The 12,633-nt window shown below is 65.9% G+C and carries 13 protein-coding genes; 3 read left to right on the top strand and 10 right to left on the bottom strand.

Annotated features, from left to right (window positions below; translation table 11 throughout):
- Positions 1-2: 2 nt before the first annotated feature.
- From ACXPWS_RS07195 to ACXPWS_RS07170, 6 genes are all read right to left on the bottom strand, one after another.
- A complete protein-coding gene (locus ACXPWS_RS07195; protein WP_458711785.1) occupies positions 3-1,424 on the bottom strand; it encodes an aldehyde dehydrogenase family protein in 1,422 nt (473 codons plus the stop codon).
- A gap of 98 nt (positions 1,425-1,522) precedes the next feature.
- Positions 1,523-2,089, bottom strand: coding sequence for a YdcF family protein (locus tag ACXPWS_RS07190; protein ID WP_458711784.1), 567 nt, complete (start codon positions 2,087-2,089; stop codon positions 1,523-1,525).
- 122 nt (positions 2,090-2,211) lie between these two features.
- Positions 2,212-3,156, bottom strand: coding sequence for an AraC family transcriptional regulator (locus tag ACXPWS_RS07185; RefSeq protein ID WP_458711783.1), 945 nt, complete (start codon positions 3,154-3,156; stop codon positions 2,212-2,214).
- A 31-nt stretch (positions 3,157-3,187) separates the two neighbouring features.
- Positions 3,188-3,928: an SDR family oxidoreductase gene (locus ACXPWS_RS07180; protein ID WP_458711782.1), complete on the bottom strand. Its 741-nt coding sequence runs from the start codon at positions 3,926-3,928 to the stop codon at positions 3,188-3,190.
- A gap of 132 nt (positions 3,929-4,060) precedes the next feature.
- Entirely contained in the window at positions 4,061-4,606 is a 546-nt protein-coding gene (locus tag ACXPWS_RS07175; RefSeq protein WP_458711781.1) for a GNAT family N-acetyltransferase, read from the bottom strand.
- A 77-nt stretch (positions 4,607-4,683) separates the two neighbouring features.
- Complete coding sequence (locus ACXPWS_RS07170; RefSeq protein ID WP_458713440.1) at positions 4,684-5,292, bottom strand: LGFP repeat-containing protein; 609 nt, start codon at positions 5,290-5,292, stop codon at positions 4,684-4,686.
- A 276-nt stretch (positions 5,293-5,568) separates the two neighbouring features.
- Between ACXPWS_RS07170 and ACXPWS_RS07165 the strand changes: the two genes are divergently transcribed.
- From ACXPWS_RS07165 to ACXPWS_RS07155, 3 genes are all read left to right on the top strand, one after another.
- Entirely contained in the window at positions 5,569-6,060 is a 492-nt protein-coding gene (locus tag ACXPWS_RS07165) for an Lrp/AsnC family transcriptional regulator (RefSeq protein WP_458711780.1), read from the top strand.
- 406 nt (positions 6,061-6,466) lie between these two features.
- Complete coding sequence (locus ACXPWS_RS07160) at positions 6,467-7,696, top strand: cytochrome P450 (RefSeq protein WP_458711779.1); 1,230 nt, start codon at positions 6,467-6,469, stop codon at positions 7,694-7,696.
- Complete coding sequence (locus ACXPWS_RS07155) at positions 7,697-8,287, top strand: TetR/AcrR family transcriptional regulator (protein WP_458711778.1); 591 nt, start codon at positions 7,697-7,699, stop codon at positions 8,285-8,287. It abuts the gene before it with no gap.
- Here ACXPWS_RS07155 and ACXPWS_RS07150 read toward each other — a convergent pair.
- Genes ACXPWS_RS07150 through ACXPWS_RS07135 form a run of 4 tightly spaced genes read right to left on the bottom strand, consistent with a single transcriptional unit; the run spans position 8,259 to position 12,627 of the window.
- On the bottom strand, positions 8,259-8,972 hold the full coding sequence (locus tag ACXPWS_RS07150; protein WP_458711777.1) for a siderophore-interacting protein: 714 nt from the start codon (positions 8,970-8,972) through the stop codon (positions 8,259-8,261). The genes ACXPWS_RS07155 and ACXPWS_RS07150 overlap by 29 nt on opposite strands.
- A gap of 43 nt (positions 8,973-9,015) precedes the next feature.
- On the bottom strand, positions 9,016-10,251 hold the full coding sequence (locus ACXPWS_RS07145; protein ID WP_458711776.1) for a lysine N(6)-hydroxylase/L-ornithine N(5)-oxygenase family protein: 1,236 nt from the start codon (positions 10,249-10,251) through the stop codon (positions 9,016-9,018).
- Positions 10,238-11,047, bottom strand: a complete 810-nt coding sequence (locus ACXPWS_RS07140; protein WP_458711775.1) for a GNAT family N-acetyltransferase — start codon at positions 11,045-11,047, stop codon at positions 10,238-10,240. The genes ACXPWS_RS07145 and ACXPWS_RS07140 overlap by 14 nt, the downstream gene beginning before the upstream one ends.
- A gap of 47 nt (positions 11,048-11,094) precedes the next feature.
- A complete protein-coding gene (locus ACXPWS_RS07135; RefSeq protein ID WP_458713439.1) occupies positions 11,095-12,627 on the bottom strand; it encodes an MFS transporter in 1,533 nt (510 codons plus the stop codon).
- Between the last annotated feature and the right edge of the window lie 6 nt (positions 12,628-12,633).

Raw genomic sequence — 12,633 nt, 5'->3', positions numbered from 1 at the left:
GGTCAGGGCGCGTACCCGACAGCCGCCTTGACCTCCAGGTATTCGTCGAATCCGGAGTGGCCCCACTCGCGTCCGTTGCCGCTGCGCTTGTAACCGCCGAACGGTGCGGCGATGTCGAACGCGTGATTGATCGCCACCGTGCCGGCGCGGATCCGGCGCGCGACGGCACGTGCCTGGTCCATATCGGCGGCCGAAACGTAGCCCGCCAGACCATAATCGGTGTCATTGGCCAGCTCCACCGCGTGGTCGAGATCGTCGTAACCGAGGATGCACAGCACCGGGCCGAAGATCTCCTCCCGGGCGATCACCATGTCGTTGCTGACGTGCGCGAAGACGGTGGGTTTGACGAAGTAGCCGGCGCCCAGCCCGTCGGGGCGGCCGGCGCCCCCGACGACGAGGGTGGCACCGCCGTCGATGCCCTGCTGGATCAGCGCCTGGATCTTGTCGTACTGCGCCTTGGAAGCGACCGGCCCGATGGCCGACTTATCCTGCAGATCTCCGACTTTCACACCAGAAGCGACCTGCTGGGCGATCGCGATCGCCTCGTCCATGCGCGAGTTGGGAACAAGCATGCGCGACGGCGCATTGCAGCTCTGCCCGCTGTTGAGCATCATCACCGTGACGCCGGCGGCGACGCCCTCGGCGAAGGCAGCGTCGTCAAGCACGATGTTGGGGCTTTTCCCGCCCAGTTCCTGACTGACCCGCTTCACGGTGGGCGCGGCGTTGCGGGCGACCTCGACACCGGCGCGGGTCGAACCGGTGAAGGACACCATGTCGATATCGGGGTGGCTGGAGATCGCCGCGCCCACGCCCGGACCGTCACCGAACACCATGTTGAACACACCGGCCGGAACCCCTGCGGTGTGCAGGATTTCGGCGAAGATCTGGGCGGAGTACGGCGCGACCTCGGACGGTTTGAGCACCATGGTGCAACCGGTGGCCAACGCCGGATAGACCTTGACCGCGATCTGGTTCAGCGGCCAGTTCCACGGGGTGATCAGCCCGCATACGCCGACGGGTTCCTTGATCAGCAGCGTGGAGCCGCGCTGCTGATCGAACTCGAACTTGGTGAGCACATCGATCGCGGTGGCCAGATGCCCGAGGCCGAGGTTGACCTGCGGTCCGGCCGCGAGCCGGGGCGGGGCGCCCATCTCCGCGCCGACAGCTTCGGCCAGGTCGCCCGCGCGGTGCTGATATTCGGCCAGGATCGCGCCGAGCAGCGCCAGTCGCTCCGCCTTGTCGGTGCGCGACCAGGACGGGAACGCCCGGCGGGCCGCCCGGACTGCGATGTCGACGTCGTCGGCCGAGCCGTTGGAGATCCGGCCGGACACCTGCTCGGTGCGGGGATCGTCGACATCGATGGTCGCGGGGCGCACCGGGTCGACCCACTGGCCGTCGATATAGAACTGGAGGTATTCACGCATGGGCTCAACCTTTCCGCAATCGGGCACGGTTCGGTGCGGTTTGGGCGCTTGGATGCAGGCGTGCCGCGGTTTCGGGTAGGGCGCAGCGCCGGAACTAGTCAGCCGATCGGAACGAACGGGCTCAGCACATCCCGGACGAACTGCACGATGTTCGTGCCCGGCGAACCGTCCGGAAAGCTCGCCGTCGCGAGCAGGTTCGCGCCGGCGTCGGCGAAGTTGCCGTCGGCCCGATCCTGATGGTTCGACGACGTCACCAGGATGATGCCCGACGTGCCGGCGTCCTTGGCCATCGGCACCGAGAACTTCGCGTTCTGCACGGTGCTGTTGGCCCGGTCCTCCAGCAAGATCCGCTGCGCCGGAAAGCCCAACATCATCAGCATTTTCCGCATCTCACCGGCTTCGGTTCGGCCGCTCTTGGGGTTGCCGCCGGTGACGATCACCGGCGACTGAGGGAAGAACTGGGCTATCGCCAGTCCTGCCAGCACCCGACGCTGCAGCACCGGGCGCATGGTGCCGTCGGGGCGCAGGCCATAGCCCAGAATCACGATGGCAGGCTTGGAGAAGTCTTTCCCGGCCGGACCTGGTGCGGCCTGCGCCGCCGGAGCCACCGCGGCCCAGGCCGCGGCCAACACCAGCACCAACGCCGCGATCCGGCTACGCGTCACCGCAGGCCCCCCTCGAGATGTATTTGACGTCGGCGCTACCTGATGTTCGTCGCGCCGGGGCGGCGAGGCGTTACACCCGCGTCAACCGGCCAGGTGCAAACCTCTTGTGCTGAAGCGATGACCTAGGGACCGACACCAAGTCGGGTCTGCTCCGATGCCGATTGGCGGGCATATTCGGTCGGCGAGCATCCAGCCACCCGGGTGAATGCGGTGCTGAACGCGGTCGCCGACTGGTAGCCGACGCGCTGAGCGAGTTGCGCGACGGCCGGCCGCTCGACCCGCAGCAGCTCCTTGGCCAGCGCCACCCGCCATTCCAGGAGATATTGCATGGGCGGCAATCCGACTGTGCGAGAGAATCTTTGAGCGAACACTGCACGAGACATGGCGGCAACCCCGGCAAGGTGTTCGACTGTCCAGCCGCGTGCGATGTCGGCATGCATCGCACGCAGCGCGGGCGCCAACATCGGGTCCGCCAACCCTGCGATCAATCCCCTACCGCCACTGCCCAACTCCGGTGCAGCGGGCACCCGTGCCGCTTCGATCAACAGCACTTCGACGAGGCGTTTCAGGATGAGGTCGCGGCTCGGGCCGTCCGTGTCCGCTTCCTCTGCGATGAGTTCCACGAGCCGGGTCAATCTGGCGGCGCCCGGTTGTCCACCCCGGACCAGGATGACCGGCGGAAGAAGCGCCACCAACAGCGCCGCGCTGGCCGGGTCGAATCGGAAGTACCCGCCCAGCATCCGCATGGTGACCGGCTCCGACGCGGAACCGTGGTGGGTGTCACGGGAGTGGTCGAGGGGCGTGAAGATCGGCGCGACGCCCGGAGTGCCGCTCATGGTGAACTCGGGTGTCTGAGGGAACAGCAGAAAATCCCCGCGGCGGAGCTCGACGGCGCTGAGCCCCTCGGCATCGAGCACACACGAGCCATCCAGCATCAGGCAGAACGCGGGGTCACCGTAGCGGGGCTTACGAATGCTCCACTGCCCTCCTCCGGTGATGACCTTGGCGAGCACCGCTTCGGGGCGCAGCAGAGCCATCAGCTCCTCCATCGGTTCCGCGTCGCCCATACCGAAGACGTTAGCGCGGCGTCCGGGTGGCTCAGATCGCCTCGGCCAACGCCACCGCATCCGGGCCCGCGGGGAACCTCAGCCGGTCCGACGTGTCGGTAGCGGCCAGGTAGACCACATCGGCGACATCTTCAGGGGTGGTCACCTCACCGGGCCGGCCGAACGCATCCAGGATTGGCGCCGCGAAGGGCCGGTACTCGTCGGAAATCTCGATCATACGTTCGGCGCCGTTTCTGGTGAACGCTGTCGATGGCCCATAACCCGGCTCGACGAGTTTTACCCGCACGCCGAAGAAGCCCATCTCCAAGGCCAGCGACCCGGAAAACCCCTCGATTGCCGACTTGCTCGCCGTGTAGACCGCAGCCAGCGGCATTGCCGCCAACGTGGTGCTGGAGGTCACGTTGACGATCACGCCGGAGCGGCGCGATCGCATCTGCGGAACCACGGCCTGAGTCATCGCCATGACGCCGAATGTGTTGGTATCAAACAGCTCTCGTATGGTACTCATCGGCGTGTCTTCGAATGCGCCGATGCCGCCGATGCCCGCGTTGTTCACCAGGACATCGATCGGACCACTGGCCTGGATCGCGTTCGCGATGCTGTCCGGCTTGGTGACGTCGAGAGGAAGCACCGTCAACTGGCCTGACCTCGGCAATATGCCCTGGCGCGGCGCCCGCATAGTAGCGACGACGTTCCATCCCTCGTTGAGAAACCTCTGCGCAGTCGCGAGGCCGTAGCCGGAAGAGCAGCCGGTGATGAGCACTGTTGTCATAAGTGAAAAGTTAACGAGCGCAGGCGGTCACGAACAACACTGCCTCGTCTTGAAATGCTTCGCGATCGTCTTGTCCGCTCACGCCGACGACCGAGACCTTGGCTCCCGTGAGGTGCTCGACAAGGCTGGGACCTACCAGAGATCTCCTAGTCGCCAATCGCAGACCAGAGCGGCGTCCGCGCTGAGTGGTTGGTCTCGTTCGGAGGCATCGAGAAGATAAATCCGGTCTGAAGTGTCGTAGGTATCGATGACACCGGCGGGGCCGCTGGCTTGAGTGCGTCCGGTCCATAGCCGCCAGCCGCGAGCCGCGTAGAAAGCTGCCGCAGTCTCGACCGCATTGAGTGCGCCCAACTGATGGCGTTCGATGATGATGCTCTCGGCATGATCCATGACGACACGGCCCAGCCCGCGGCCCTGCTGGTCGGCACGCACCGCGACACCTTCGACATAACCGGTGTCGAAGGCTATGCCGTTGTGGTGCAAAGTTCTACGAACGACGGCGGCGAACCCGACCAGTGACCGGTCCTCGTCGGTGACGACGACGTGCACCCCCTCGATGGCGTGCTCCCAGTCGTGCGGTCGAAACTCCGATCCGAATGCGCTCCGCACCAGAGCCTCGGCAGCGTCGAGCTGGTCAGCGCTCAGCTGGCCTGGCTCGGCAATCGACACTTGAACCATTGAGCAAGCGTGTCATGGCGACCTCACCTGCTCGCCACGCCACACCGGCGTCCGGCATGCGCTATCGGGACCGCCGCTCACAGCCCGGCGGGCACGAGCTTGCCGTTGACCGTGACCTCGACCTGATTGGTCTTGGGATCATAGGAAATCCTGCCGTGCTCGAACGTCGTCACCAGGAGTGCACCGTCGGCGTTCTCGTCGCTGGTAGGGACGCCCAGCGGACCTGCCGACCCGTTCTCGCCCGAAATTGCAGGCACGCCGTCCGGGCCACGCTGGACATTCCACGCTTCCCGGATCTTGCCCCAGGTGATGTACCCCGGCGTTCCGGCTTGGTCATTCTTGGCCACGATCACGCCGCCCTGAAACTGTTGAAAGACCACACCACTGTCCCGCGTGCCGGCATTGTGGTCACCCGTCAGGGCCTTGCCGAGAGCGTCCTTTTGACTCTGGGTTGCCACCGCATACTTGGCAGCGATAGGGCCGGTCAGCGTGACCTCGACATCCCTGTCCCCGATCAGTTTCACTTCCGCCGGCGGCGCCGGGACCTCGGATGTGGCGACCAATCCGACCTGGTGCGGGATCGCCGCCTCGATATCCTTGCCGTTGCTGTAGCCCACCGTCATCAGTGCGACGGCGGCCAGTCCGCCGGCGGCGGAAGCGGCAAGGCGGTATGCGGTCGTCCCCATGAAATTCCTCCCGAGCGTCTGATCCATTACCAAGCTACTTGTGTGTCGCAGATTTTGTAGCTCCAAAACAGACATACGAAAGCGGGCCCACCTGTGACCCGATTCCGACAGCTCGCGGCGGTAACGTGTACATCGACCATCGTTGTTGGCCGTTGATCGCAGCTGTCCCGCCTGATACTTACAGTGTGTCTTGACTTGGAGACCACAGAAAGCATCGGTAGCCGAGGCGAATACCTCGCAGGTCAAGGCACGCTTTTTGGGCGGAGAGGGATTGATATGGCCAAACCACCGGGCGTCGACCAACAGGACGCCAAGATTCTGATTGCACTCAACGCCGAACCACGAGCCACCGCGCTGGCACTCGCCGAGCGGACGAAGCTGTCACGCAACACAGTTCAGGCTCACCTCAACAAACTCGAAGAGCACGGTGCACTGCGGTCTTTCGACCGCCGTATCGATCCCGCCTCGCTGGGATATCCGCTCTCAGCAATGATTCTGACGCGCGTGGTCCAGCGAAAGCTGGATACGATCGCCGATGCTCTGGGTGCGATTCCCGAGGTGGTCGAAGTGAATGGCATGAGTGGAATCAGTGACCTGATGATCCATGTTGTCGCTCGGGAAAGCGACGACCTCTACCGAATCGCCGGCCGGATTCTCGATATCGAAGGTGTCGAGCAGACCACGACATCGATGATGATGCGCAAGATGATCGAATACCGACTCGAGCCGCTACTCGAAAGAATGCTGGGCGAATCGAGCACCGGCTAAGGGCACGCTCGTCCCACCCCGGCTCCGCCCAGCGACCCCGACCGGCTCTCGAGTGAGCATTCTGAGTAGCGCAGGACTGTCGGCTGCGGCCCGGGTGCGCATTCTGCGCAGTGAACCACCGTTTGGTTGATTTCCATCGGGCGAGATGGTGCGCTTCTGCTTCAGAACAACTTATGCGACAGGGTGATTGGCAGCCATCGCCGCACTCACCTCGCCGCGGCCTAAGTAGCCGACACGCCTTATTGCGCCGGCGAGACGATTGCGAAAGTGCCAGGCCGGCAAGAGATCCCAGTTGGCGATGGGCGCCTGCCGGCTGAATTACGGTCAGGCGGTGGGCCGCCCCGCAAACCCAGCGGCCCCCACCCCATCCATTGACAATTACGTCACTCTGTCGTAGACATGAGACATGCCACTTGATGTGTCTCACGCACCGCGGTTTCGGTTGGCCGGCGCCGACACCTGGCCGGACCCGTTCGGCATGTACGCCGCCCTTCGGGACCACGACCCGGTACACCACGTCATCCCGGATGATCCCACCCACGATTACTACGTCCTGTCCCGGCACGCCGACATCTTCGCCGCGGCCCGCGATCATCAGACGTTCTCCTCGGCACAGGGCCTGACGGTCAACTACGGCGAGCTGGAACTCATTGGACTGCAGGATAATCCACCGATGGTGATGCAGGATCCGCCGGTGCACACCGAATTCCGCAAGTTGGTGTCGCGTGGATTCACACCCCGCCAGGTCGAGGCGGTGGAGCCCAAGGTCCGCGAGTTCGTCGTCGAGCGCATCGAGGGGTTGCGGTCCAACGGCGGCGGCGACATCGTCGCCGAGTTGTTCAAGCCGCTGCCGTCGATGGTGGTGGCGCACTACCTCGGCGTCCCCGAGGAGGACCGGGACCAATTCGACGGATGGACCGAGGCCATCGTCGCCGCCAATACCACCGAGGGCGGAATAGCCGGTGCGCTGGAGACACTGGGCGATGCACTCGGCTCGATGATGGCGTATTTCACCGACCTCATCGAACGCCGCCGCGCCGAACCAGAAGATGACACCGTCTCTCACCTGGTCGCCGCCGGAATCGGCGCCGACGGCGATATCGCCGGGGTGCTGTCCATCCTGGCGTTCACCTTCACCATGGTGACGGGCGGTAACGACACCACCACCGGCATGCTCGGCGGTTCCGTCCAGCTGCTGCATCAGCGTCCCGACCAACGCCGGTTGCTGACACAGGATCCCAGCCTGATCCCCGATGCCATCGACGAGCTGCTGCGCCTGACCTCACCGGTGCAGTGCCTGGCCCGCACCACCACCCATGAGGTGGCCGTTGCCGACACCACCATCCCGGTGGGACGAAAGGTATTGCTGCTGTATGGTTCCGGCAATCGGGACGAACGCCAGTACGGACCCGACGCGGCCGAGCTGGACGTCACCCGGCGACCCCGCAACATCCTGACCTTCAGCCACGGCGCACATCACTGCCTCGGCGCGGCGGCCGCCAGGATGCAATCCCGGGTTGCACTCCACGAATTACTGACTCGTATACCGGATTTCACCGTCGACGAAGACGACATCGTCTGGGCGGGCGGCAGTTATGTGCGCCGGCCGCTGTCGGTGCCGTTCACGGTGAGCTAGATGCCGGACTGGCTGGCCGAGCGACGCACCGAGGCGGCGGCCGAACGCATCCTCGATGCCGCCGATGACCTGTTCACCCGCCACGATGCGGCGACCGTCGGGATGAACGATATCGCCGGCGCCGCAGGGTGTTCACGCGCGACGCTGTACCGCTATTTCGAGAATCGCGATGTGCTGTATGCGGCCTACGTGCACCGGGAGACACACCGGGTGTTCGGCGAGATCGGCGACCAGGTCGCCAACATCACCGACCCCGACGAGCGGCTGATCAGTGGCATGCTCGCCGCCTTGGCGCGGGTACGCGAAACCCCCGCGCTGGCATCGTGGTTCGCCAGCACGCAGCGCCCGATCGGTGGCGACATGGCCGAACGATCGGACGTGATACTGGCTTTGGTGCAAGCCTTCCTGGCCACCCTCGGTGACGACCGCGACGTCGAGCCGCGGGCCCGCTGGCTGATCCGGGTGCTGGTGTCGCTGCTGCTGTTCCCGGGCCGGGGCGCCGGTGACGAACGCGCGATGCTGGAGAGCTTCGTGGTGCCGGTGGTCAGCCCCGGAAAACGCGTCAGGCAGCCCAGTAGGCGCGCGCCTTGACCGAGCGCTTCGGGATCTTGTAGTCCTCGCGAAGCACCTTGGCGACGGCCCGGGTGGTGCGGTTGTCGCAGGCCACCCAGCCGAAATGTTCGGAGGCGTCGAACGCCGCCGCGGCCACCGCCTCGACGAGGGCCTCCCCCGCGTTCTTGCGGTCCACCCACGTGACATCGGTGCGGCCGACTGGCAATTGGCGATCATCGTCGTGCGCGGCTTCCAGGAACACCCGCGCGGGCGCATCACCGATGGCCTCCAGCAGTGAGTTGATGGCGGGCAGGGACGCGGTGTCGCCGACGATGACGTAGCCCTCCGGCGCCGGGGCAGGCAGCACGAAATCGCTGCCCAGCACCGTCACCTCCAAGACGTCGCCGGGTGTGGCCTCCGTCGCCCAGCGGGTGGCCAGACCGTCGTGCAGAGCGAAGTCGATATCGACGGTGCCGGCCACCGGGTCCGGGTTGACCAGGGTGTACCCGCGCTGGTGCGATTTCGCGCCGTCGGGAAACCAGCCGCGGATCCACATGGTCGGATGGATCGGCCGGTCGGCGAGCAACTCGGTCGCGGTGAAATGCAACCGCAGGTAGTGCGGGGTGATCTCGGTGCGGCCGGTCACCGTCAGTTCATAGTCGCCGCCGCGCCAGAGCTTGACCAAGGCGCCGGACAATCCACGAGACGGCTTCTGTTCGGACAATGTCCACCCCTCAATCCGAATCGGATACTTAGGGCAGCATAACCTATATACGTTGTGCGATGGCCGCTGCGATTTCCCCGCCCCGCACCGCGACATTGGACAACAGCGTCGCTCCGAGCCCGTGGGTGTGCTCCACCACCGACCCATTCAGGTAGATGTCGCCCGGCGCACTCGCCCGTGCCACCAACCGGTAGTCCCGGTCCACCACCGGCAATCCACGCTCGTCGAACACGTAGTCGCCGGCGAGCTCACCCAGGAACGCCGCCACCCCCATCGGTGCGTACCCCGTCGCGTAAATCACGGCGTCACAGTCCAGCACCTCTTCGCGGTGGCCGATGAGACTGCGAACTGTGAGCCGGACACCGTCTGCCCCTTCCTGGGTGTCGGCGACCTCGGAGGCCCGATGCAGAAACAGTCGTCGCTCGCCGCTTACCGACTCCTCATAGGTCAGTGCGTACAACTGCTCGATCAGGTCGACATCCACGGCCGAATAGTTGGCCGAGCGGTGGTAATCCAGCAGTCGCCGGCGGACCGGTTCCTCGGCGCCGAAGAACTCGTCGACGGCGGCAGGATCGAAGATTCCGTTCACGAACGCACTGTCATCGGCAAGGCTGTAGCCGTAGCGCCCGAACACCGCATGCACGTGCACATCCGGTTGCGTGCGGTGTAGATACGCCACCACCTCGGCCGCGCTCTGTCCGGCCCCGATGACCGCCACCTGCCGCAGCGGACCGAGCGCGGCCAGCGCACCGAGCAGTCGATGGCTGTGGAACCGTCGCGAGCTGGGCCCGACACCGCAAGGCAGCACCGGGTTCAATCCGGTACCGAGCACCAGGGTGTCCGCCGCCATCACCGACCCGGACTCGGTGCAGACGGCGAAACCCGCACTGGCACCCCGCGAAACCGCAACCACCCGCTGCCCGTATCGCACATCGCCGGCAAACGATCCCGCCGCCCATTCCAGATAGTCGTGGAATTCCCTTCGGCTCGGGAACACGTCGTGTCGGCCGATGAAGTCGACGAGCCTGCCCCGCTCGCTGAGATAGTTGACGAAGGTGAAGTCACTCTTGGCGTTTCGCAACGTGGCGAGATCCTTGAGAAACGGGATCTGCATCCGGGTGCCGGGCAGCAACATGTCGCGGTGCCAGCCGAACCGGTGCTGGGCCTCCAAAAACCGCCCATGCGAACCACATTCGGACAGCGCGATGGCCAGCGCCAGGTTGGCGGGCCCGAAACCGATCCCGAGTAACGCGGTACGATCGGGTTCAGGCTTGGACATGGGCACGGGTCAGCCGTTCGAGATACCGACGGACCACCATGTCCCGGTTGATCAGGACCACGAAGTCGGCCATGTCGAAATCCGGATCATACGAGGGCTCCCCGCAGATCACCCCACCGATACGCAGGCTACCGGCCACCATCGGCGGTATCCGCACCCGTCCCGGCGACGGCATATCGACCAGGCTCATTCCGTTGACCCGCACCGGATTTCGAGGGACCACCCGGAACTGCCCGGGAGCCGGGTGACGGCGGAACGCCTCGTCGAGCACACCGCGCACCAATGACCCGCGGGGGCCGCCGGCCTCCATCCGGACCGACAGGCAGCCGATCGCCCACTGATAGCCGGTGAGTTCCTGATATCGCAGGATGCCCGCCCACAACATCGCCATCACCGCACCGCTCCGGTGGTCGGGGTGCACGCTGGCACGGCCGAGTTCGACCAGGGACGGGCGCAGTGCATCGAGACCGGGACCGATGTCGAAGATGGTGTCGGCGAATACCCCACCGGCGGCCCGCGCCCCATCGGGCGGCAGCAATCGGTAGCAGCCGACAATATTGCCGGTGGCCTCCTCGCGGGCCAGCAGGTGGTCGCTGTGTTCGTCGAAATGGTCGACGTCGATCATCTCGCCGGTGCGCGGGCCGCGGACGGCATGCGGCAGCGCCGCACCCAACTCATCGGCAAAGGTGACAAAACGCAACCGCTGGGCGGCTTCGATCTCACCGGGATCATCTGAGACCACGATGCTGTAACGGCCGGAGTCGGTCGCTGGGATCAGCACGGCGCCACCCATCATGATTTGCCAAACGTAGCCGTATCGCGCTCAGTGCGGAGCGGATTCCGTCAATCCACAACCGACGGCGCCGGGTGGTCCGCTGTACGCCGAGAACCGGCTCCGACGAGCACCGCAACGAGTGCAGCGGCCCCCGTCGCGACCACCGCCGCCGCCACCAGCGCCGCCTGCATACCGGCCGCGCCTGCTTCTCTGGCGATGGTTGCCAGTATCGACATCAACGGACGCATGACGGCGGGAAGGGCATCCAGCACCCGCAGCCCGGCACCGGCGGACAAGCCGTCGGTCAGCAGTTGGGTGGAATCCGCACCGAGCGCGGGCAGGCCCGCGAGCCGGGCGATGGCGAGGTCGCCGGCGTCCCGGCTGAACAGGGCACCCAGGCCGGCCACCCCGGCCAGGATCCCGATCTGGCGCACGGTACTGACGGTGCCCGTGGCCATCCCCGCATCCTCGACGGAGACGAACCGCAGCGCGGCATCCGACGTCAGCGCCGACAAGCCGCCCAACCCCAGGCCCGCGACGATCGACCCCGCGATGAAATGCGTCCAGCGGGTGTCCGCCGTGACCCCGGTCATCATCCACAGCCCCAGAGCGATCAGCGCCACCCCACCCGGGACGGTCACCACGGTGGGGACGCGCCGCGCGGCCATCATCGCCACCGGCGCCCCCACGACGATCGCGACCGTCAACGGGAGCGCCCGCAGTCCGGCGTCGAAGGGGCTGTACCCCAAGGTGTTCATGAAGTAGAGCGCCAGATAGTTCGTGGACGCGATCAGCGTTCCACTGGCCGCAAACGCCGCCAGCGAGACCCCGGCAAAACCGGCGCCGGTGAGCATGCGCAGGTTGAGCATCGGTGCGGCGGTCCGGAATTCGTGCCGGCAGAATGCCAGCACGGCCAGCAGACAGAAGGCGCTCAAACCGAGCATGGCCGGACTGGTCCAGCCGTACTGATTGCCCTCGATGAGCACGTACACCCCGGCGAACAGGGCGACCGTCAACATCGCGGTGCCGTAGATGTCAACCGGGCGCGATTGTCCGGCAACGCTTTCCGTCACCGCGAAGACCGTGATCGCCAGCGCCACGATTCCGATGGGCAGATTGATCAAGAAGATCGACGGCCAGCCGTAAGCCGTCACCAGCGCACCTCCCAACAGCGGCCCCACCGCGCCGCCCGCCCCCATCACGGCGCCGTACAACGCGATGGCCACGGCCCGGCGTCGAGGCTCGGGGAAGGCCGCGGCGATCATCGGCAGCGAGACGCCGAGTAGGACGGCGCCGGCCGCGCCCTGGACCGCGCGGATGGCGTTGAGGACTTCGATGCTTCGACTCAGTGCACAGCCCGCCGAGGCGAACAGGAAGACGATCATGCCGCCCAGGTACAGCCGGCGCCGGCCGAGCCGATCCCCCAAGGTGGCCGCCGACAGCAGCAGCGCGGCCATCGGCAGGGCGTAGGCATCGACCACCCACTGCAGTCCGGACAGCCGGGCGTCGAGCGAGGACTGGATGTCGGCCAGCGCCGCGGACACGATCGTCATGTCCAGCAGCAGCATGAACACCGCCAGGCAGACGGCGGCCAGCGTCAGGCGGGC

The organism is Mycobacterium sp. BMJ-28, from assembly GCF_054404835.1.
This window is presented reverse-complemented; position numbering and strand designations above follow the sequence as displayed.

Coding starts and splice junctions, on each gene's coding strand:
- ACXPWS_RS07195 (WP_458711785.1), bottom strand. CDS start 1,424: ATGCGTGAATACCTCCAGTTCTATATCGACGGCCAGTGGGTCGACCCG.
- ACXPWS_RS07185 (WP_458711783.1), bottom strand. CDS start 3,156: ATGGGCGACGCGGAACCGATGGAGGAGCTGATGGCTCTGCTGCGCCCC.
- ACXPWS_RS07180 (WP_458711782.1), bottom strand. CDS start 3,928: ATGACAACAGTGCTCATCACCGGCTGCTCTTCCGGCTACGGCCTCGCG.
- ACXPWS_RS07175 (WP_458711781.1), bottom strand. CDS start 4,606: ATGGTTCAAGTGTCGATTGCCGAGCCAGGCCAGCTGAGCGCTGACCAG.
- ACXPWS_RS07170 (WP_458713440.1), bottom strand. CDS start 5,292: ATGGGGACGACCGCATACCGCCTTGCCGCTTCCGCCGCCGGCGGACTG.
- ACXPWS_RS07165 (WP_458711780.1), top strand. CDS start 5,569: ATGGCCAAACCACCGGGCGTCGACCAACAGGACGCCAAGATTCTGATT.
- ACXPWS_RS07160 (WP_458711779.1), top strand. CDS start 6,467: ATGCCACTTGATGTGTCTCACGCACCGCGGTTTCGGTTGGCCGGCGCC.
- ACXPWS_RS07155 (WP_458711778.1), top strand. CDS start 7,697: ATGCCGGACTGGCTGGCCGAGCGACGCACCGAGGCGGCGGCCGAACGC.
- ACXPWS_RS07145 (WP_458711776.1), bottom strand. CDS start 10,251: ATGTCCAAGCCTGAACCCGATCGTACCGCGTTACTCGGGATCGGTTTC.
- ACXPWS_RS07140 (WP_458711775.1), bottom strand. CDS start 11,047: ATGATGGGTGGCGCCGTGCTGATCCCAGCGACCGACTCCGGCCGTTAC.